This is a genomic window from Pseudomonas sp. NFX224, assembly GCF_048565165.1.
GTDB lineage: Bacteria > Pseudomonadota > Gammaproteobacteria > Pseudomonadales > Pseudomonadaceae > Aquipseudomonas.
In genome coordinates this window covers 3,433,542-3,448,279 of record NZ_CP183416.1, presented here as the reverse complement: position 1 = coordinate 3,448,279, position 14,738 = coordinate 3,433,542, and the positions used below count along the sequence as shown (strand labels likewise).

Below are 14,738 nucleotides of genomic sequence, written 5' to 3'. Positions count from 1 at the left end.
TATGTTGTGAGAAGTATCTGATACCTGAACGTTACTGAGCCTTGGTCTCAGTAGTCGCCGCCGGCCTCTTCGACGGTTCAGCCTTTTTCACCGGAGCCTTGGCCGGGACTTTTTTGGCCTCGGTTTTGGCTGCCGGTTTCGTCGGGGTCTTGGCTGGAGATTCTTCGCAGGCTCGGCTTTCACTGGCGTCGCAGGCTTCGGCGATTCAACCGGCGCCGGTGCAACGGCCGGGGCTGGCGTCGGAGCAGGTGCTGGGGCCGGTGCAACTGGCTTACGACTGCTGCGCAGCCGAACGCAGCCTTCGGCAGCTGCTATGCGGAACGTGTTGCGGCTTAATTAATTGGCTTGCAATACATATGTACCGTCATTTCCGTATTCGAACTTGATTCAATGAGTGCTCTACAACTCATTAATTAAGGAATGAAACATGGCTATCAGATACACACCATTTCAAACGAGTGGCTCCCCTGTACTACCTCCCAATCAAACGATGACACCGGGGCAACATCTCACCTCCCCAAACGGACGATTTCGATTGGTACTGCAAGTGGATGGCAATTTAGTGATCACCGATAACGGCGCCGCAGTCTGAATTGCAGATGGCAATCAAATTTTCAGCAGAACTTTATATCCAAAAAAGATGCGGGAGCCTCTGATGTTTGTTATTAGCAACAATGGTTTTCTTTATGACCCATCCAGAAGGCGTTTATGGATTGCTGACAGCACTCACAGCATTGATAAATTGCTCTGGCACAACACATGTATGGTTATTCAGGATGACGGAAATCTAGTCATCTACGACAAACGGACAGGGAGTATGTGCTGGGCCCGCTTTGGATTCACCCCTGGCCGCATTCCAAAGCCAAAGGAAAGGTGGGTAAAAGTGCTACCGGATGGTACTGAAATTCCTATATGGAAATTTCCATAACACCTCGTGACTCATTAATCGAACACTTAAGAGCTTTTGAAAATTGGAGGCGGGTCCAAACAATCTGGGTCGTATGGATTAATATGACACTTATGGGCCAATTCAGGAGCATGTCTTTTAAGAGTGAATTCCCCATCAACACATCCTGAGAATGTTATCAACACCACTAAAACCACTATTGCTTTCATACACCCTCCTAAATTCCTGAAAGCATAGATTTTAATTCAAGGCGCCACCCATCATTTGCGTCTGATTAATTTGTGGGAAGAATCTGATATATGGTCGAAGCGTGTAGGACTTGGATCATGAAACGCGGCGCCTGATTACCGCGCTGGAAAAAAGTGATGTCTCACGCTTGATAGACAAGCAAAAAAAAGCGCGACTCTTAGGCCGCGCTTTTCTACATCTGAACGTTACTGAGCCTTGCTCTCAGTAGTCACCGCCGGTTTGGCTGCTGGCTTCTTCGCCGGTTCAGCTTTTTTTGCCGGAGCCTTGGCCGGGGCTTTTTTGGCCTCGGTTTTGGCTGCCGGTTTCGCCGGGGTCTTGGCTGGAGTTTTCTTCGCAGGCTCGGCTTTTACTGGCGTCGCAGGCTTCGGCGCTTCCACCGGCGCCGGTGCAGCGGCCGGGGCTGGCGTCGGAGCAGGTGCAGGGGCTACCGGCTCGGGCGCCTTGACTGGCTCCGGCTTCTTCTCGTCATCCGAGCCGCCGAACAGGTTCGTGAAGAAGTTACCCTTCTTCGCCGCCACCGCACCTGCCGCCGCAGCCGCCACCGGAGCCACTTTCTCTGGCTCGAACGACTTGCCCGCCGCCAGGTCTTCAACTTGACTGGCCGCACGCTGACCGGTACGCAGTGCACCTTCCAGGGTGCCCGGATACAAGGTGTCAGTGTGTTCGCCAGCAAAGGCTACGCGCTGAATCGGGCGTTCCCACAGGCGCCAGAACTTGCTGATCTGGCCCGGGCCGAAGGCCAGGTAAGCGCCGCCCATCGATGGGTCGGTGCTGTAGCGGCGGATTTCATAACCGGTGAACGAACCGCGCGCCTGCGGATAAAACGCATGCAGTCGGATCAACACCTGGTCGACCATCTGCTTGTCGCCGAACGCCTGCATCACGCGGGCGTTGTCGCCGGACAGGTTGATCACCACGTTGGCGCCGCCCTTCAGGGCTGGCTCAATCCACAACATGCCAAGGCCGGCGTTGCTGTAGATCTCGCCGGACATGCGCGCCTTGGGCTCCCACACCGGGGTTTTGAACTTCAGCATGATCTGGTCGCGCCAACCGTAGTTGGTGCCCTTGATTGCGGCCAGGTGTTGAGCGTCCAGCGCCGGGGTCATCTGGATCTTGTTCAGGGCGCGCAAAGGCACAGCCAGCACCACGTAGTCAGCCTGATAGCCGACGCTGCCGACTTTGACGGTGACGCCATCCTTGTCCTGAATAATCGCCGAGACCGGCGAGCTGGTCTTGATGGTTTTCAGCTGCTTGACGAAGGCCTGGGCCAGCACCGGACTGCCACCGACCAGACGCGAAGCACGCAAGTCGCGGTCGGACACGCCACGGTACACGCGGCTCTGCTGCGCGAAGTACAGCAGCGAGATGCGCGAAGGTTCGTCGTAACGGGTACGAATCTGCTGGTTCACCAACTGACGAGCGGTGGCCGGCAGGTTCAGACGATCCAGCCAGTTGGACACATTGATCTGGTCCAGGGCATGCAGCGTGTTGTTGGCTGCCGGGTTCAGCGGGTCATCAATCGAGCGCGCCAGGTCGTCCAGGGTCTTTTCGTAGCGTTTGAGCGCTTCGGCCGTGGCCGGCTGCTTGGTGGTCAGGTCGGCAGCGGAAAAATACTCGCCATCGATCAGGTAACTTGGCGTGCGCACGAACTCAGGCGCCGGCGTGGTGCTCAGTTTGAAGGTCGACACGTATTTGTTCAGGACCGGTTGGGTCTTGTCATTGCCGATCCACTCACTGGTGGCCATGCCGGAACGGCCGCCCAGGCTCGGCTTGGCTTCCAGCAGCGTGACCTGCCAGCCCTTGTTCTGCAGCTCATAGGCTGCCGTAAGGCCCGAGACCCCGCCGCCGATCACGATCGCGGTTTTATCCTTGGCCAGCGCAGACACGCTGAACAGCCCCAACATCACCAGCGCACAGGCGCGCAGCCAACCGACAGACATTCAGCGAACTCCGGAAATACACAAAAAATAGCGGTTTTTGCGAGCCAGACGGCTCAAGAACCGCGAAGGATACGTCAGCCTTCAGACGCCCGCCAGCAGCGTCTATCGACCTATACAAAGTAGCTCAATCGACACAATGGGTTGTCCCCGTGGCACGCATTGCATAGGCTTGCGCGATTGTTTGTTCGCGCCTGCCGCGGACCGCCTCGAGGAGAGAGAAAATGGGCCTGAATAATCAGTGGATGCAACGCGACCTCGCGGTGTTGTGGCATCCCTGCACCCAGATGAAAGACCACGAACAACTGCCGCTGATCCCGATCAAGCGCGGTGAAGGCGTCTGGCTCGAAGATTTCGAAGGCAAGCGTTACCTCGATGCGGTCAGTTCCTGGTGGGTCAACGTGTTCGGCCACGCCAACCCGCGGATCAACCAGCGCATCAAGGATCAGGTCGATCAGCTGGAACACGTGATCCTCGCCGGTTTCAGCCATCAGCCGGTGATCGAACTGTCCGAGCGTCTGGTGAAAATGACGCCGGAAGGCCTGACCCGGTGCTTCTACGCCGATAACGGATCGTCCTGCATCGAAGTCGCGCTGAAAATGAGCTTTCACTACTGGCTCAACCGCGGCCAGCCGCACAAAAAACGTTTCGTCACCCTGACCAACAGCTACCACGGTGAAACCATGGCGGCGATGTCGGTGGGCGACGTGCCGCTGTTCACCGAAACCTACAAGGCGCTGTTGATGGACACCATCAAGGTGCCGAGCCCGGATTGCTACAGGCGTCCCGAGGGCATGAGCTGGGAAGAACACTCGCGCAACATGTTCGCCGCGATGGAGCAGGCGCTGGCCGAGAACCATGACAGTGTCGCCGCCGTCATCGTCGAGCCGCTGATCCAGGGCGCCGGCGGCATGCGCATGTACCACCCGGTGTACCTCAAGCTGCTGCGCGAAGCCTGTGACCGTTATGGCGTGCACCTGATCCACGACGAAATCGCTGTCGGCTTCGGTCGCACCGGGACGATGTTTGCCTGCGAACAGGCCGGCATCCGCCCGGACTTCCTCTGCCTGTCCAAGGCCCTGACTGGCGGCTACCTGCCGCTGGCGGCGTGTATCACGACCGATGAGGTCTACAGCGCGTTCTACGACGACTACCCGACCCTGCGCGCCTTCCTGCACTCGCACAGCTACACCGGCAACCCGCTGGCGTGCGCGGCGGCGCTGGCGACACTGGATATCTTCGAAGAAGACAACGTCATCGAGAACAACAAGGCCCTGGCGCAGCGCATGGCCTCGTCGACGGCGCATCTGGTCGATCACCCGAACGTCTCGGAAGTGCGCCAGACCGGCATGGTGCTGGCCATCGAGATGGTCAAGGACAAGGCAACGAAAGAAGCTTATCCGTGGCAGGAACGCCGTGGCCTCAAGGTGTTCCAGCATGCGCTGGAGCGTGGTGCTTTACTGCGTCCATTGGGCAGCGTGGTGTATTTCCTGCCGCCGTATGTGATTACGCCGGAGCAGATCGACTTCCTGGCCGAAGTGGCGAGTGAAGGCATCGACATCGCCACCCGCGACAGCGTCAGCGTGGCGGTACCGAAGGACTTCCATCCGGGCTTCCGCGATCCGGGCTGATGACGCGGTCAATGTGGGAGCGAGCTTGCTCGCTCCCACAGAAGGCCACACCGACCCAGATGACCCATACCTTTTTAGAGATTCATCATGAGACTGTCCCGCTTCTTCATCGACGCCCCCCTGAGTACCGGCGAGCACGAATTGCCCGAGGCCCAGGCCCATTACATCGGTCGCGTGCTGCGCATGGCCGAGGGCGATGCGTTGCAATTGTTCGACGGTTCGGGCCAGGAGTTTCTCGCCAGGCTGCTCGAAGTCGGCAAGAAGCGCGTGGTGGTGCAGATCGATGAAAGCTTCGCCGGCCAGGTCGAATCGCCGCTGCAGATCCACCTCGGCCAGGGCTTGTCCCGTGGTGAACGCATGGACTGGGCGATTCAAAAAGCCACGGAACTGGGCGTCACAGAAATCACCCCTATTTTCAGCGACCGCTGCGAAGTCCGACTCAAGGACGAACGCGCCGACAAACGCCTGCTGCACTGGCGTCAGGTAGCGATCAGCGCGTGCGAACAATGTGGTCGCTCAAGGGTGCCGGTGATTCATCCGCCGATGCTGTTGGTTGACTGGTTGAAACAGACTGAAGCTGAATTGAAGCTGGTGCTGCATCCAGTGGCCGAACCGTTGGTGAGTCACGCCAAACCTGCGACGCTGGCGTTTTTGATCGGCCCGGAAGGTGGATTGTCGGATGCCGAAGTCGAACAAGCCAAGGCCAACGGCTTTCATGCCGCCCGCCTCGGTCCGCGGGTGTTGCGCACTGAAACGGCGCCGGTGGTGGCGCTGGCGGTGGCCCAGCAGCTTTGGGGTGATTTCTAAGCCGTCATCGCTAGTAGGCTAGCTGTGATCCCACACTGAATGTTTGGTGTTCATCACTGAAGATCTCCTGTGGGAGCTAGCCTGCTAGCGATTGGCAGCGACTCGATCTAGAGGACATAAAAGAAAATCGCCACAAAGTGCAGCACACTCCCGGCGATCACGAACAGATGCCAGATGCCATGGGCATGGCGCAGGCGGTGATCGAGGGCAAAAAAGAGGATGCCCACGGAGTACAACACGCCGCCTGATGCCAGCCAGGCGAACCCGGCGCCGCCCAGTGCCGCCAGCAATGGCTTGACCGCCACCAACACGATCCAGCCCATCACCGCATAAATCACGATCGACAGGATCCGTGCTTCCGAGCGCGGCTTGATCTCTTGCAGGATGCCGATCAGCGCCAAGCCCCAGACAATCCCGAACAGCGTCCAGCCCCACGGTCCGCGCAGGGTCACCAGGCAAAACGGCGTGTAGCTGCCGGCGATGAGCAGGTAGATCGAGAAGTGATCGACCTTTTGCATGATCGCTTTCTTGCGCCCGCGCACGCTGTGGTAAACGGTCGATGCGCTGTAGAGCGACATCAAGGTGAACCCGTAGATCGCCACGCTGACGATCTTCCACGGACTGCCGTCCATGCTGGCGATCACCAGCATCCATACCACACCGACCGTCGCCGCCACCGCCCCGACCAAATGCGTCCAGGCGTTCAATCTTTCCCCGTGATACATGTGTCGCTTACCTCAAGATGCTTTACCGCAATGCGCAAGGCTCAGGCCTCGAGCGTAAAAGCGCAATGTTTCCGAACGACGCGCCCGGTCGAATTGGGCACAATCGGGTCATTCCAAAAAGAGTCCGCCCCATGCTGATCGATGAAGAGTTGACCCTGAAAAAACTTGAGGTGTTCCTGGCCTTCATGCGCACCGGCAACCTCGCCCGTGCCGCTGCCGAGTTGCAGACCAGCAACGTCAGCGTACACCGGGCGATCCACTCTCTGGAAAGCGCCTTGCGCTGCCCGCTGTTCAAGCACGAGGGCCGCAACCTGACGCCATTGGAAAGTGCTTTTGTGCTGGAAGAACGGGCGCAGAAGCTGATTCAGGACGTGGTCGAAAGCGTGCGCCTGACCCGCGAAGCTGCCGGGTTTTCCGCTGAACGCTTCAAGTTGGGTTCGCTGTATTCGCTGACGGTGAAGACCGTGCCGCAGTTGATCATGGGCCTGAAAATCCGTCGTAGCGAGCTCAACATCGATCTGATTCTCGGCTCCAATATCGACTTGCTCTACAAGCTCAAGAACATGGAAGTCGATGCGATCCTGGTCTCGCTGGACGACAGCGTCAACGACCCCGATTGCGAACAGATCCCGCTGTTTTCCGATGATATTTTCCTTGCCACGCCGGCCGATTCGAAGTTCGCGCAACGGACCGAAGTGGACCTGGCGGAAGTCCGCGACGAAACCTTCATCACCCTGACCCAGGGCTTCGCCACACATCAGGATGGCAAGCGGGTGTTCGAGCAGGCGGGGTTTGAGCCGAAGGTGGCGATGCAGGTCAACGACATCTTCACCCTGCTGAGCATGGTCAGCTCAGGCGTGGGTTATGCGTTGCTGCCGGGGAGGATTGCGGCGGTGTACGAGAACCGGGTGAAACTGATCCCGCTGCAGGAAAAGTACCGGTTGCAGCAGCACATCGGCGTGGTGTTTTTGAAAGCCAAGGAACGCGATCCGAATCTGCTGGCGTTGTTGGCGGAGTGTCGGATGTATGCCAATCGGCAAGCCTGAAACCGGGTCGCCGCCCATCGCCAGCAGGCTGGCTCCCACAGGGGATTGCATTCCAGTGTGGGAGCCAGCCTGCTGGCGATGGCGTCTATCCATTCAACGAAAAACCAACGCCTTACCCCAGCAGTCCACGCATGATCAAAAACAACACCGAAGGCCCGAGCAAACAACCTAGCGCGGTATAGAACGCCGCCGTCAGGCAACCATAAGGCACCAACTTCGGATCAGTCGCCGCCAAGCCACCGGCCACGCCACTGGAAGTGCCCATCAAGCCGCCGAAAATCACTGCACTACGCGGGTTGTTCAGACCGATCAACGGCGCCACAAACGGCGTCATCACCATCACCAGAATCGCCTTGATCAGCCCCGCCGCAATTGACAGCGCCATGACTTCGGAGCTGGCACCGATGGCCGCACCGGTCACCGGGCCGACGATGTAGGTCACGGCGCCCGCGCCGATCGTGGTCAGGCTCACCGCATCGGTGTAACCGAACGCCATCGCCACGGCGACACCGGCGATGAACGAGGTGCCAACGCCGACAAACAACGCCAAAACCCCGACAAACCCGGCACGTTTGAGTTCATCGACACTCACGCCAAACGCCGTGGCAACAATGGCGAAATCGCGCAGCATCGCGCCGCCTAACAGACCGATACCGGACAACAAGGGAATGTCCACCACGCCCTTCTGGCCACCGGTCAACGCACCACCAACATAGGACAGCACCAGACCCAGGAGAATGGCGATGGCCGAACCGTGCAGGCGCCCCTTTGTGAATGTGTTGGACATCCAGTAGGACACCCACATGGTCACGCCGACAATCAGAAAACCGCTGATCAGGCCGTAGCCGGTAATCACCTTCATCATTGATTCGTACATGGCGATTACCCCACTGTCTTCGCAGGATTAATCGAAGTCGGCTGTTTGTTGCCGATACGCACCAGCACCGGCACCAGGGCAAAGGCAATCACCACCGCCACAGTCCCCGCGAGGATCGCCATCGGCCCGCCCTTGAGCGCGCCATACACGTTTTGCTGCGCCGCCATCGCCACGACAATCGGGATGTAGACCGCACTCCAGAACTCCACGCCCTGTTCGGTCTTGCCTTTGAACCAACCGTTTTTATTGAGATAGCTGCCCAGTCCAATCAACAGCAGCATCGCAATGCCGACGCCGCCGACGTTGGCCGGTACACCAATCAATTTGCCGAGCAGTTCGCCAATGAAGATACCCACCAGGGTACAAAAGGCGAGAAACGCCACACCGTAAATAATCATTGTTGTTGTCCTCAAAGTGCATCGTCGAATGTTGTTTTTGTTGTTCGAAGCCTGAGTCGGTGATCTAAGGGTGGCGGCTTCCCTCCTCACGCATCAGCGCCTGCAGGGTATCGAGCCGTGCACCGTCGAAGGCAATCACGGTGCCTTGCTCGAACACCCGGCGCGCCAGCCCGGTCAGCACCGCACCGGGCGGCAGTTCGATCTGTAGGCGTACGCCACGCTCGTAAGCGCTTTGCACAGTGCCGCGCCAATCCACCACGCGGCACATGTTGAACGCGAGGTCGTCGCGCAACGCATCGACCTTGATCACCGGCCGGGCGCGACTGCCGCTCAGGTAACCGATCTTAGGGGTTTGCAATGACACCTTGGCGAAGGCTTCTGCGAGGGTATTCGCGGGCGCTTCCAGCAGTGGACAGTGCGACGGCACGCTGACTGCGAGACGCTTGGCCAGCCCTGCCCCGCGACTTCCGGCCAACTCGGCCACGGCTTTCATCGCCGCGTCACTGCCGGCAATCACCACCTGGTTATCGGCGTTGATGTTGGCCAGATAAACCGGTGTATCGAGGCTGTGAACCTGCGCCAGCAAACCTTCCACAGTGGCCAGATCGAGACCGATGATCGCGGTCATGCCGTAGCCCTGCGGATACGCCCGTTGCATCAGTTCACCGCGCAGGCTGACCAGATGCAACGCATCGCTGAAACCCAGGGCACCGGCCACCACCGCTGCCGGATAGGCGCCGATGGAAAGCCCCGCGACGTAATCCGGCGACCTCGACAACTGCCGTGAAGCCGCCACGCCGGCGATCAGCAAGCAAAGCTGAACCGCCCTTGTTGACCGTAATGCCTCGGCAGAATCCAGCAGCAAAACGTCTTCACTGAGGACATCGCTCGCCTCACTCAGGATTTCCCGAGGCAAGCGCTGGAGCATGCCCGGCTGCTGCGCGCCTTGCCCCGGGAACACCAGCAAGCTGCTCACGCTGCTTGCTCCTGCGGGTTCCACGGATCGGTCACCAGACAAGCTTCGATGGCGGTTTTCAGCAACACGCGATTCGACGCACCGGCCCATTCGCGCAAGGCAACGGCGCCAAACGGCGTCTGCAATTGCATGTCCACCACACACGTCGCCGTATCAAGCAACGCCACCAGCTCACGAGCCCGGTCACGCGCCAGAGGTTGTGGCGTGCGCAAAATCAGATCCAGATCACTGCCCTGATGAAGGGCTGAAAACCCGCTGGCCAATTCAAACCCGGCACTGCCGCTGACACCCCAGGCCCAACCGCAGGCATCGAGTGCAAGTCGCAATTGCGCCAAGGCATCAAGTGCCGGCAAATCGCGGGCGACATCGACATGGCAGAGTTCTTCCGGTGTCACACGACGGCTGATCGAAGCCATCGCCATCGACGTCGCATAACGCTGCTCCCGCAAACGCCCACGCACGCCGACCGCTATTCGATCCACCGCCGACACCGCGCGACGCACCACCACCGGTTGCCCGGCAGTGAGCGATTCGACCACCCACGCAGGCGCGTCTGCCGGCAACTGCGCCGGGGTCATGCCCCAGAGCAGGTCGTGGGCCAGAAACGTGTTCACCACTGTTCTCTCAGCAATTGGCGGACCTTGCTCGATGCCACGCGATTGGTTGCGCCGAGACGCCCGCTGAGATCGGCGCCCTTCTCGGCGACATCGCCCATCGCTTGCGTCAGGCAGTCAGTCACCCGCGCCAGATCCACCGAAGTCGGCTGGTCGATCTGCTCCACCGACAAGGTTTCCCACAGCAAACCAAGGCTGGCATAGCTGTCGATGTCATAGGCCATCGGCGGCACGCTGGCGGCCAGGGTTTCCAGTTCTTCGACGCTGCGCAACGTTACCCGCGCCGCCGACGCCTTGCCCATGGCGTGCACCATCACGCCCGGATCACGCAATGCGATCAGGCGGTTGGCTTGATATCCGTGAGCGAGAAACGCCCCGGACATCGCTTTGCCGACCAGCAGACCGATGACAGCATGCCCGGCCAGACGAGCGCGGGCATAACTGTCCGCCGCGCCGGCCAACGCCTGATGAATGCCGAGCGCCTCTTCACGACGACCGTAAGCCTGACTTGGTACGTCAACGATGGCGATCAGGGCGCGCTTCTGCGGTTTGTCCTGATCCGCCGCAATCACTTCATCCACAGCCTTGGCCAACCCCCAACCTTCGAGCAAACCTACCTCGCCATTGCGGGCACGGACGAAGCGATTGTCAGGGTCAGCCACCACGGCGATAAACCGCACAGGCTGCCCGGCCAGAAAACCATCGGCGACTTTCAACGAGGCCGGCAAACCGTCGACCGGTTTGGCATCGGCGCTCAAGGCGTTGAACCAGTTCAAGCCTCTTAGGGAATACGAGCTCATGAGCGCCCTCCTTGATACAGGTCGCGAACCACCGACGGTTCGATTTGCGGTTCGGCGTCAAGACGCGCCAAGCGTTGCAGGAACAGGTCGGCCTGACGGCTGCGTTGCTGCGCGGGCAAACCCTGCTTGAGCAATTCACCGACTTGTTCGCGGATCTGCGCGGCATCGTCAGCGACATAGCGGTCCACCAAGCCACTGGCGAAGCGCTGCTCGCCACCGGTCAGGCTCCAGATGAACGGACGGTCGCGCGAATCGTACTCCTCGAGCCCGGCTTCCTGTTCGATCACCTGCGGGCCGTTGAGGCCAAGCCGCGCTTCCTGGGTCACCAGCAAGTAGCTGCACAACCCGGCGGCAATCGACATGCCACCGAAGCAACCGACGCTGCCTGCGACCACGCCGACCACCGGTTGGTACTGGCGCAGGTCGACAATCGCCGCGTGGATATCGGCAATCGCTGCCAAACCAAGATTGGCCTCCTGCAAGCGCACGCCACCGGTTTCCAGCAGCAGCACGGCGCGGATCGGTATGCCTTTGCGGTTATCTTCGGCGGCCAGTTCCAGTGCACCGGCAATTTTTGCCCCGCCGACTTCGCCGAGGCTGCCGCCCTGGAAAGCGCCTTCGATGGCGGCGATTACCACTGGCAATCCGTCGATGCTGCCCTTGGCGATGACCACACCGTCATCGGCTTGCGGCACGACGCCCTGACGCGACAACCAGGGCGACATGACGCGCTGAAACGGATCGATCAATTCGCGAAAGGTGCCGGCGTCGAGCAAGGCCTTCGCCCGTTGCCGCGCCCCCAGTTCGACGAAGCTGTGCTTGTTGAGCAAGGCTGCGCTGTCAGTCATGGCCGATCTCCTCAAAGCCTTGTTCCAGACGCAGGCGAACTACGCCAGGCGTGGCGCCGAAGTCGTGGATGTCGATGTCCATGGCCGGTGGCGTCTGGCCGTCGAACATCCGTGCGAATAGATGCTGCCAGCGTTGCTCACTGCCGTTGACCGAGGTCTGCACGGTGATGGTCAATTTGCCGGCCTGTCCCGGTTCAATCAACACTTCGAGATCGCCGGAGCCGACACACCCCACCAGCGTGCGACCGCGTGGCGGCTGTCCGGCGGGGAATTCAAAGGATAAGGTTTCCATCAAAACGCTCCCTGGATAAGGCTGTCGCCCGACTCGACACGGTCGATGAACAGGCAGGCTGCGAGCAGGTCGGCAGCACCGCCGGGCGAGGCATTCAATGCGATGAGTTGTTCGTCCAGTTCATGCAACCGACGACGACCGGCGAGGCTGGCACTGCCGCCTGCGTCGAGCACCGCTTGGGCCCCGAGCTGCATGGTCTGCAAGCCTTGTTCCCCGGCGCGGTACAGCACGCAGGTGTCGGCCAGGTTGGTCATGATCGCCAGCAACGCATCGAGTCGGGCGTTCTGCTCGCCCTGCCCGCTGGCGCGGCTGCGCTTGAGTTGCGGCAGAGCGCGTTGAGTCACCGCCGGAAAGCCCAGTTGCGCTTCTTCACGGGCACCGCGAGCGCCGTAGCGTTGGGCGACTTGCGCACCGTGGCTGAGGGGGCGCGGCGCGTAACGATCGTCGAGCAAGGCCAGCCGCGCAGCGCGCAAGGTGATGGCGCTTGCGGCATTGGATTGCGGCACCAGCGCGGCGGCAGCGACCAGCAATCCCAAGGCCCAGATTGCGCCGCGATGGGTATTTACGCCATGGGTGGTCGCGAGCATCGCTTGCTCGCCTTCACGACCGATCAGGCCAATGGCTTCGCGCAGCGGCAAACCGATCTCGCCGATCTCAATGGCGGCTTCGGCCATTTCCTTGAAGGCTGGCCATAGAGAAAGTGCAGAAGCGTGCATCAGCCCCAGGTGCAAATCGGTGTGGGCGCCATTGCCGCGACGGTCGACCAGTGCCGGTTTTGGCGACAGGTCCGCTTCGTCAATCAACGCGTCCACGGCCATATCTGCCAGCCGCTCGGCCAGGCTCAGGGTTTTCGGTTGCAGGTTGAATGCGTGCATTACCAGCTCCTGAACTTGGCGGGCGGGTTGTAGAGACCACCGGACCACTCGACCAGATCGGCCACGCTTTTCGCGGCGAGCAATTCACGGGTGGCGTCGGTGCGGCGGATGCCGAGGTCTTCGGGCAAGGCGATCAAGCCTTCGCGGCGCATCCGCGCGGTGTCTTTCGGGTTATGGCGCAGGCCGATGGCGGTCACGCCTGCGACGGCAGCGATCATTGCCTGGCGCTCTTCCAGCGAGCGCGCCTTGTACAGATAGGCAATGCCCTCTTCAGTCAGCAGGTGGGTGACGTCGTCGCCGTACACCATGATCGGCGCCAGCGGCATGCCGCTTTTTTTCGCTACCTCGACCGCATCGAGGGTTTCGACGAAGGTCGGTTTGCCACCCTCCTGGAAGGTTTCGACCATTTGCACCACGAGTTTCTTACCGCGCTCGAGCATCGGTTCGGCCACGTCGGTGTTGCGCATGTCGAGCCAGGCCGGCGTGCCGTGGCGACGGCCGCGTGGGTCGTGGCCCATGTTCGGCGCCCCACCGAAACCGGCCAGGCGCCCACGGGTGACGGTGGAAGAATGACCGTCGCCATCGACTTGCAGGGTGGCGCCGATGAACAGGTCCACCGCGTATTGCCCGGCCAATTGGCTGAACATCCGGTTCGAACGCAGGGAGCCATCGCGCCCGGTAAAGAACACATCAGGCCGGGCGGCGATGTAGTTTTCCATCCCCAGTTCGGTGCCGAAGCAATGCACGCTTTCGACCCAGCCGCTTTCAATCGCCGGGATCAGGGTCGGGTGCGGATTGAGCGTCCAGTTGCGGCAGATCTTGCCTTTGAGGCCGAGGGATTCGCCGTAGGTCGGCAGGATCAGTTCAATGGCGGCGGTGTTGAAACCGATGCCGTGGTTGAGCGACTGCACGTTGTGTTTTTCGTAGATCCCGCGAATCGCCATCATCGCCATCAACACATGCACAGGCTTGATGTGCCGCGGGTCGCGGGTGAACAGTGGTTCGATGTAGAACGGCTTGTCGGCCACCACCACGAAATCGACCCAGGACGCCGGGATGTCCACACGCGGCAAGTCGCTGACGTCGTCCACCAATTGGTTGACCTGAACGATGACGATGCCGTCGCTGAACGCCGCCGGTTCAATCAGCGCCGGGGTGTCTTCGGTACTCGGTCCGGTGTAGATGTTGCCGGCGCGGTCGGCCATGAAACCGGCGGAGAGCACGACGTTGGGAATCAGGTCCACTACCAGTCGCGCATAGAGTTCGATGTAGGTGTGGATCGCGCCGATTTCCAGCAGGCCGTCTTCGAGCAACTGGCTGATGCGCAGGCTTTGCGTACCGGCAAAGGAGAAATCGAGCTTGCGGGCAATGCCGCGTTCGAACAGGTCCAGATGCTCGGAGCGGCCGACGCTGGGCATGATCATGTGCAGATCGTGGAGCTTGCCCGGATCGGACTTGGCCAGGGAGCGCGAAAGAAAATCCGCCTGTTTCTGGTTGTTGCCCTCCAGTACCACGCGGTCGCCAGGCAGGATCAACGCCTCAAGCGCCGCGACGATGTTGTCGGTGGGCAACACCACACCGTCAGCCAGACTCGCCACTTGCGCCAGACGCCGCTGCTTTTCGCTGCGCCGCCGCGTCCATCGCGAGTCGGGGGATATTGTTGTTGTCATGACCACTCCACGGGTTCGCTGTCGTGGAGCTACCTTAGGAGTGATGGGTACGCGGTATCAATCAAGCATGGCGACAGATCGTTACG

15 protein-coding genes are annotated in these 14,738 nt (G+C 60.3%); 4 read left to right on the top strand and 11 right to left on the bottom strand.

The features are described 5' to 3' along the window. Nucleotides 1-655 precede the first annotated feature (655 nt). Nucleotides 656-928, top strand: coding sequence for a hypothetical protein (locus tag ACNYC6_RS15585; protein WP_419708179.1), 273 nt, complete (start codon nucleotides 656-658; stop codon nucleotides 926-928). Nucleotides 929-1,341: 413 nt separating this feature from the next. Here the strand turns inward: ACNYC6_RS15585 and ACNYC6_RS15580 are convergent, their stop codons facing one another. Then, entirely contained in the window at nucleotides 1,342-3,096 is a 1,755-nt protein-coding gene (locus ACNYC6_RS15580; RefSeq protein ID WP_419708178.1) for a flavin monoamine oxidase family protein, read from the bottom strand. 221 nt (nucleotides 3,097-3,317) lie between these two features. Between ACNYC6_RS15580 and ACNYC6_RS15575 the strand changes: the two genes are divergently transcribed. After that, nucleotides 3,318-4,724 carry an adenosylmethionine--8-amino-7-oxononanoate transaminase gene (locus tag ACNYC6_RS15575; protein WP_419708177.1) on the top strand — a complete coding sequence of 469 codons (1,407 nt, stop codon included), beginning with the start codon at nucleotides 3,318-3,320 and terminating at the stop codon, nucleotides 4,722-4,724. An 87-nt stretch (nucleotides 4,725-4,811) separates the two neighbouring features. Beyond that, nucleotides 4,812-5,531 (top strand): 16S rRNA (uracil(1498)-N(3))-methyltransferase, encoded by a 720-nt coding sequence (locus ACNYC6_RS15570; RefSeq protein ID WP_419708176.1) that lies wholly within the window; start codon nucleotides 4,812-4,814, stop codon nucleotides 5,529-5,531. Nucleotides 5,532-5,638: 107 nt separating this feature from the next. Here the strand turns inward: ACNYC6_RS15570 and trhA are convergent, their stop codons facing one another. Next, complete coding sequence (gene trhA / locus ACNYC6_RS15565) at nucleotides 5,639-6,256, bottom strand: PAQR family membrane homeostasis protein TrhA (protein ID WP_419708175.1); 618 nt, start codon at nucleotides 6,254-6,256, stop codon at nucleotides 5,639-5,641. Between the two features lie 131 nt (nucleotides 6,257-6,387). On the opposite strand from trhA, the gene ACNYC6_RS15560 reads away from it, so the two are divergent. Next, a complete protein-coding gene (locus ACNYC6_RS15560; RefSeq protein ID WP_419708174.1) occupies nucleotides 6,388-7,302 on the top strand; it encodes a LysR substrate-binding domain-containing protein in 915 nt (304 codons plus the stop codon). Between the two features lie 112 nt (nucleotides 7,303-7,414). On the opposite strand, the gene madM is transcribed toward ACNYC6_RS15560, so the two are convergent. The 9 genes from madM to mdcA all read right to left on the bottom strand — a co-directional run bounded on the left by madM (nucleotide 7,415) and on the right by mdcA (nucleotide 14,652). Then, on the bottom strand, nucleotides 7,415-8,179 hold the full coding sequence (gene madM / locus ACNYC6_RS15555; protein ID WP_419708173.1) for a malonate transporter subunit MadM: 765 nt from the start codon (nucleotides 8,177-8,179) through the stop codon (nucleotides 7,415-7,417). Nucleotides 8,180-8,184: 5 nt separating this feature from the next. Then, on the bottom strand, nucleotides 8,185-8,577 hold the full coding sequence (madL, locus tag ACNYC6_RS15550; RefSeq protein ID WP_338583659.1) for a malonate transporter subunit MadL: 393 nt from the start codon (nucleotides 8,575-8,577) through the stop codon (nucleotides 8,185-8,187). 64 nt (nucleotides 8,578-8,641) lie between these two features. After that, nucleotides 8,642-9,553: a malonate decarboxylase subunit epsilon gene (gene mdcH / locus ACNYC6_RS15545; RefSeq protein WP_419708172.1), complete on the bottom strand. Its 912-nt coding sequence runs from the start codon at nucleotides 9,551-9,553 to the stop codon at nucleotides 8,642-8,644. After that, on the bottom strand, nucleotides 9,550-10,170 hold the full coding sequence (locus tag ACNYC6_RS15540; RefSeq protein WP_419708171.1) for a malonate decarboxylase holo-ACP synthase: 621 nt from the start codon (nucleotides 10,168-10,170) through the stop codon (nucleotides 9,550-9,552). The genes mdcH and ACNYC6_RS15540 overlap by 4 nt, the downstream gene beginning before the upstream one ends. After that, nucleotides 10,164-10,967, bottom strand: a complete 804-nt coding sequence (gene mdcE, locus ACNYC6_RS15535; protein WP_419708170.1) for a biotin-independent malonate decarboxylase subunit gamma — start codon at nucleotides 10,965-10,967, stop codon at nucleotides 10,164-10,166. Before mdcE ends, ACNYC6_RS15540 begins: the two co-directional genes overlap by 7 nt. After that, complete coding sequence (locus ACNYC6_RS15530; protein ID WP_419708169.1) at nucleotides 10,964-11,815, bottom strand: biotin-independent malonate decarboxylase subunit beta; 852 nt, start codon at nucleotides 11,813-11,815, stop codon at nucleotides 10,964-10,966. Before ACNYC6_RS15530 ends, mdcE begins: the two co-directional genes overlap by 4 nt. Next, entirely contained in the window at nucleotides 11,808-12,107 is a 300-nt protein-coding gene (locus tag ACNYC6_RS15525; protein WP_034147532.1) for a malonate decarboxylase subunit delta, read from the bottom strand. The genes ACNYC6_RS15530 and ACNYC6_RS15525 overlap by 8 nt, the downstream gene beginning before the upstream one ends. Next, a complete protein-coding gene (locus ACNYC6_RS15520) occupies nucleotides 12,107-12,982 on the bottom strand; it encodes a triphosphoribosyl-dephospho-CoA synthase (protein ID WP_419708168.1) in 876 nt (291 codons plus the stop codon). The genes ACNYC6_RS15525 and ACNYC6_RS15520 overlap by 1 nt, the downstream gene beginning before the upstream one ends. Beyond that, nucleotides 12,982-14,652: a malonate decarboxylase subunit alpha gene (mdcA, locus tag ACNYC6_RS15515; protein ID WP_419708167.1), complete on the bottom strand. Its 1,671-nt coding sequence runs from the start codon at nucleotides 14,650-14,652 to the stop codon at nucleotides 12,982-12,984. Before mdcA ends, ACNYC6_RS15520 begins: the two co-directional genes overlap by 1 nt. Nucleotides 14,653-14,738 lie beyond the last annotated feature (86 nt).